The organism is Rhizobacter sp. P1_G5 (genome assembly GCF_056405435.1).
On sequence record NZ_JBFUCB010000478.1, the window covers coordinates 1 to 4,790 of the forward strand.

A 4,790-nucleotide genomic window follows, 5' to 3' on the forward strand; every position below is an offset into this window, starting at 1 on the left:
GAGAGCCTGCTCAGCAAGGACCAGATCCTCGAGATCTACATGAACCAGATCTTCCTCGGCCAGCGCGCGCACGGATTCGCGGCGGCCAGCGAGATCTACTTCGGCAAGCCGCTGAAGGACATCTCGATCGCCGAGGCCGCGATGCTGGCCGGCCTGCCGAAGGCGCCGTCGGCCTACAACCCGATCGTCAACCCGAAGCGCGCGACGCAGCGCCAGCTCTACATCATCGACCGCATGCTGGAGAACGGCTTCATCACGCCGGAGCAGCACGATGCGGCACGCGCGCAGCAACTGAAGTACCGCGCGGCACCTGAAGTGGTCGTTCACGCCGAATACGTGGCCGAGGCGGCGCGCCAGATGATCTTCTCGCAGTACGGAGAAGAGGCCTACACGCGCGGACTCAACGTCTACCTGACCATCCAGGCGTCCGAGCAGACCGTGGCCTACCGGTCGCTGCGCAAGGGCATCATGGATTTCGAGCGCCGTCAGGTGTACCGCGGCCCCGAGGCCTATGTCGACCTGCCGGCCAATGTGAAAGACCTCGACGCCCGCATCGCCGAGGCCCTGGTCGAGCACCCCGACAACGACGAACTGCGCGCAGCGGTGGTGCTCGAAGCGGGCCCGCGCAAGGTCGTGGCGGTGCTGCAGAGCGGCGAATCGCTGACCGTCACCGGCGAAGGCCTGAAGCCGGCCACCTCCGGCCTCGCCGAAAAGGGCAACCCGAAGACGCAGATCCGCCCCGGCGCCGTGATCCGGCTCGTGAAGCTGCCGAAGGGCGACTGGTCGATCACCCAGCTGCCCGAGGTCGAAGGCGCGTTCGTGTCGCTCGATCCGCGCACCGGCGCCGTGCGCACGATGGTCGGCGGCTTCGACCATGCGAAGAGCAAGTTCAACCACGTCACGCAGGCGTGGCGCCAGCCGGGTTCGAGCTTCAAGCCGTTCATCTACTCGGCCTCGCTCGAGAAGGGGTTCACGCCGGCCACCGTCATCAACGACGCCCCGCTGTTCTTCGACGCCGGCACCACCGGCAGCCAGCCGTGGGAGCCGAAGAACTACGACGGCACCTTCGACGGACCGATGTCGATGCGGCGCGGCCTCGCCAAGTCGAAGAACATGATCTCGATCCGCATCCTGCAGGCGATCGGCCCGGCGTATGCGCAGGACTGGATCACCCGCTTCGGCTTCGACCCCGACAAGCACCCCGCCTACCTGACGATGGCGCTCGGCGCGGGCTCGGTGACGCCGCTGCAGATGGCGTCGGCCTACGGCGTGTTCGCCAACGGCGGCTACCGGCTGAACCCGTTCCTGATCAGCAAGATCACCGATTCGCGCGGCCACGTGCTGAACGAGGCGGCTCCGCAGGCGATGGACGAGAGCACTCGCACGCTGCCGGCGCGCAACGCGTTCGTGATGGACAGCCTGCTTCAGGAGGTCACGCGCTCGGGCACGGCGGCCAATGCGCAACGCACGCTGAAGCGCCCTGACGTGTACGGCAAGACCGGCACCACCAACGACTCGAACGACGCCTGGTTCGCCGGCTTCCAGCGCAGCGTGGTCGGCGTGGTGTGGATCGGCTACGACAACCCGCGCAAGCTGGGCGACCGCGAGACCGGCGGCGGCCTGTCGCTGCCGGTGTGGATCGACTACATGCAGCAGACGCTGAAGGGCGTGCCGGTCGAGGAGCCGTCAGCCCCGGAGGGCGTGGTCAACCTGGGTGGCGAGTGGTACTACGAGGAGTACACCCACGGCAGCGGCGTCAGCAGCCTCGGCCTGGAAGAGAAACTGCCCACCCCGCCGAGCGAGGACGAGAAGAAGGGCATCCTCGACCTTTTCAAGAGATAGGCAGGATCTCAGGCCGGCGGGGCGAAGCGCAGCGGCATTCCGCCCTGCTCGCTCGCGCAGGCCGAGAGGTCCGCGAAGAACTCCCGCCCTTCCCGCGTGTCGAGCCAGCGGCCGCCGACGTGCTTGTAGTGGTAGCCGCCCGAGCGCGCGGCCAGCCACAGCTCGTGCAGCGGCGGCTGCGTGTTGATCACCAGCTTGCTGCCGTTCGGGAATCCCATCTCCAGCAAGCCGCCGGTGCGCGATGCGTCGATGTCGATCACGTCGTCCTGCAGCCAGGCGTCGACGCTCGCCTCGATGCTCGACAGGATGGCGCCCGTCAGCGCGTGGAACTGGGCATCGCTCAGGGGCGTGGGGACGATCTCGACAGTCATGGCCGGTAGAATTGTTCGCATGTTTCAGCAGCAGCGCAGTGTAGCGACACGCCTTTCAACACTGGGCGCATCGATGTCTTTGCTGGCCGCGCTCGCGGCCTGCGGCCAGAAAGGGCCGCTGAAGCTGCCCTCGCCGCCTGCCGCGGCGCCCTCCGCATCCTCTCCCGCCTCTGCGCCCCGCTGACCCCATGACCCTGCCCGGTTCGCCCTACGTCGCCTACCGCGGCGCCGACCTCTTCATCGAAGACTGCGCGTTGAACGCGCTCGCCGACCGCTTCGGCACACCGCTGTACGTGTACTCGCAGGCGGCGATGCTGGCGGCACTCGGCAGCTACCAGCGTGCGCTGGCCGGCCGCGATCACCTGATCTGCTACGCGATGAAGGCGAACTCGAACCTGGCCGTGCTGCAGACCTTCGCGCAGGCCGGCTGCGGCTTCGACATCGTCTCCGGCGGCGAACTGAAGCGCGTGCTGGCGGCCGGCGCGCCAGCGTCGCGCATCGTGTTCTCGGGCGTCGGCAAGACCCGCACCGAGATGCGCGAGGCCCTCGAGGCCGGCGTGCTGTGCTTCAACGTCGAGAGCGAGCCCGAGCTCGAACTGCTGTCGCAGGTGGCCGTCGCCGCCGGCCGCACCGCCCGCGTCAGCCTGCGCGTGAACCCCGATGTCGACGCCGGCACCCACCCCTACATCTCCACCGGCCTGAAGGGCAACAAGTTCGGCGTCGCGCACGAGCGCGCAGTCGCCACCTACCAGCGCGCCGCCGCGCTGCCGGGCCTGGAGGTCGTCGGCATCGACTGCCACATCGGCTCGCAGATCACCGAAGCCACGCCCTACCTCGATGCGCTGGACCGGCTGCTCGACCTGGTCGAGGCGGTCGAAGCCCAGGGCATCCGGCTGCACCACGTCGACGTTGGCGGCGGCCTGGGCATCACCTACACCGATGAAACACCGCCCGAGGCCGGCGTGCTGGTCGCGCAACTGCTCGAGCGCATCGACGCCCGTGGCCACGGCCAYCGCAAGGTGCTGTTCGAGCCGGGCCGCTCGCTGGTCGGCAATGCCGGCGTGCTGCTCGCCGAGGTGCTGTACCTGAAGCCTGGCGACGAGAAGAATTTCTGCATCGTCGATGCCGCGATGAACGACCTCGCCCGTCCGGCGATGTACGAGGCCTGGATGGGCATCGTGCCCTGCCGCACGCGAGCCACGGCCGCCTTGACCTGGGACGTGGTCGGCCCGGTCTGCGAATCGGGCGACTGGCTCGGGCGCGACCGCGTCCTGGCCGTGCAACCCGGCGATCGCGTCGCGGTGCTGTCCGCCGGCGCCTACGGCATGAGCATGGCCAGCAACTACAACACCCGGCCGCGCGCGGCCGAGGTGCTGGTGTCGGGCTCGCAGGCCTGGCTGATCCGCGACCGCGAAGACGCTGCCGCGCTGTTTGCCGGCGAGCACCTGCTGCCCGGCTAGAGCCGTCCTTCTGCCACCGCGTGGCAGGCCACCTGGATGCCGTTGAGCGACAACAGCGCCGGCCGCTCCAGCTTGCAACGCTCGTTCGCATGCGGGCAGCGCGGGTGGAACGAGCAGCCGCTCGGCGGGCTCAGCGGATTCGGCACCTCGCCCTGCACCGGCGTGCGGGCCCGCCCGCTCATCGCGATGTCCGGAATCGCATCCAGCAGCATGCGCGTGTACGGGTGCCGCGGCCGCGCGAAGAGCTCCGCCTTCGGCGCCAGCTCGACGACGCGGCCGAGGTACATCACGCCCACCTGGTCGCTGACGTGCCGCACCACCGCGAGGTTGTGCGAGATGAACAGGTAGGTCAGCCCGCGGCTGCGCTGCAGGTCCTTCATGATGTTGAGCACCTGGGCCTGCACCGAGACGTCGAGCGCCGAGGTCGGTTCGTCGCAGACCAGGAACTCCGGCTCGGTGGCCAGTGCCCGTGCGATCGAGATGCGCTGCCGCTGCCCGCCGGAGAACTGGTGCGGGAACTTCTCCATGTCCCCGCTCGCGAGGCCGACCGACTGCAGCAGCTCGCCGACCTTGGCCTTCAGTTGCGCCCGGTCGGTGATCAGCCCGTGCTCGGTCAGCGGCTCGGCGACGATCTGCTGCACCTTCCAGCGCGGGTTCAGGCTTGCGAACGGATCCTGGAAGATCATCTGCATGCGCCGGCGCAACGCGGCCGCCTCCTGGCTGGCCAGCGTCAGCGCGATGTTCTTGTGGCCGAAATGCACCTCGCCGGCGGTCGGCGCCTGCAGGCCCACCAGCAGCCGCGCGACGGTGCTCTTGCCGCAGCCCGATTCGCCCACCAGCGCGAGCGTGGTGCCACGTTCGATCGAGAAGCTGACGCCGTCCACCGCATGCACCTGCTGGCGCGGCTTGCGCTCGATCACGCGGTTCAGCCACGGCGCCGAGACGTCGAAGGTCTTCACCAGGTCGCGCACTTCCACGAGCACGTTCATGGCGTGGCCCCTGCGACGGCTGCCACCGACCTGTCGTGAAGCCAGCAGGCGGCCCGGGTCGCCCCGGCTTCGAGCAGGTCGGGGCGTTCTTCACGACAGCGCCCGAAGGCCTTCGGGCAGCGCGGATT

General features: G+C 68.9%; 5 protein-coding genes and 1 pseudogene. 3 read left to right on the top strand and 3 right to left on the bottom strand.

What is annotated here, in order from left to right:
- Window positions 1-1,842 (top strand): penicillin-binding protein 1A (locus AC1D12_RS24950; RefSeq protein ID WP_477843564.1); only part of this gene is annotated, 1,842 nt, incomplete at its 5' end.
- Between the two features lie 8 nt (window positions 1,843-1,850).
- Here the strand turns inward: AC1D12_RS24950 and cyaY are convergent.
- Window positions 1,851-2,213 (bottom strand): iron donor protein CyaY, encoded by a 363-nt coding sequence (cyaY, locus tag AC1D12_RS24955; protein WP_477843566.1) that lies wholly within the window; start codon window positions 2,211-2,213, stop codon window positions 1,851-1,853.
- 73 nt (window positions 2,214-2,286) lie between these two features.
- Between cyaY and lptM the strand changes: the two genes are divergently transcribed.
- Both lptM and lysA read left to right on the top strand, forming a co-directional pair.
- Window positions 2,287-2,397 carry an LPS translocon maturation chaperone LptM gene (lptM, locus tag AC1D12_RS24960; protein WP_156154627.1) on the top strand — a complete coding sequence of 37 codons (111 nt, stop codon included), beginning with the start codon at window positions 2,287-2,289 and terminating at the stop codon, window positions 2,395-2,397.
- Window positions 2,398-2,401: 4 nt separating this feature from the next.
- Complete coding sequence (gene lysA, locus AC1D12_RS24965) at window positions 2,402-3,673, top strand: diaminopimelate decarboxylase (protein ID WP_477843568.1); 1,272 nt, start codon at window positions 2,402-2,404, stop codon at window positions 3,671-3,673.
- On the opposite strand, the gene AC1D12_RS24970 is transcribed toward lysA, so the two are convergent.
- Both AC1D12_RS24970 and AC1D12_RS24975 read right to left on the bottom strand, forming a co-directional pair.
- A complete protein-coding gene (locus tag AC1D12_RS24970) occupies window positions 3,670-4,662 on the bottom strand; it encodes an ABC transporter ATP-binding protein (RefSeq protein ID WP_465110951.1) in 993 nt (330 codons plus the stop codon). The genes lysA and AC1D12_RS24970 overlap by 4 nt on opposite strands.
- Window positions 4,659-4,790 (bottom strand): annotated as a pseudogene (locus tag AC1D12_RS24975) (methionine ABC transporter ATP-binding protein); the annotation flags it as partial. The gene AC1D12_RS24970 and the pseudogene AC1D12_RS24975, both read right to left, overlap by 4 nt.

Bases quoted from the DNA above. Each gene is read 5' to 3' on its own strand.
- cyaY (WP_477843566.1), bottom strand. From the start codon at position 2,213: ATGACTGTCGAGATCGTCCCCACGCCCCTGAGCGATGCCCAGTTCCAC.
- lptM (WP_156154627.1), top strand. From the start codon at position 2,287: ATGTCTTTGCTGGCCGCGCTCGCGGCCTGCGGCCAGAAAGGGCCGCTG.
- AC1D12_RS24970 (WP_465110951.1), bottom strand. From the start codon at position 4,662: ATGAACGTGCTCGTGGAAGTGCGCGACCTGGTGAAGACCTTCGACGTC.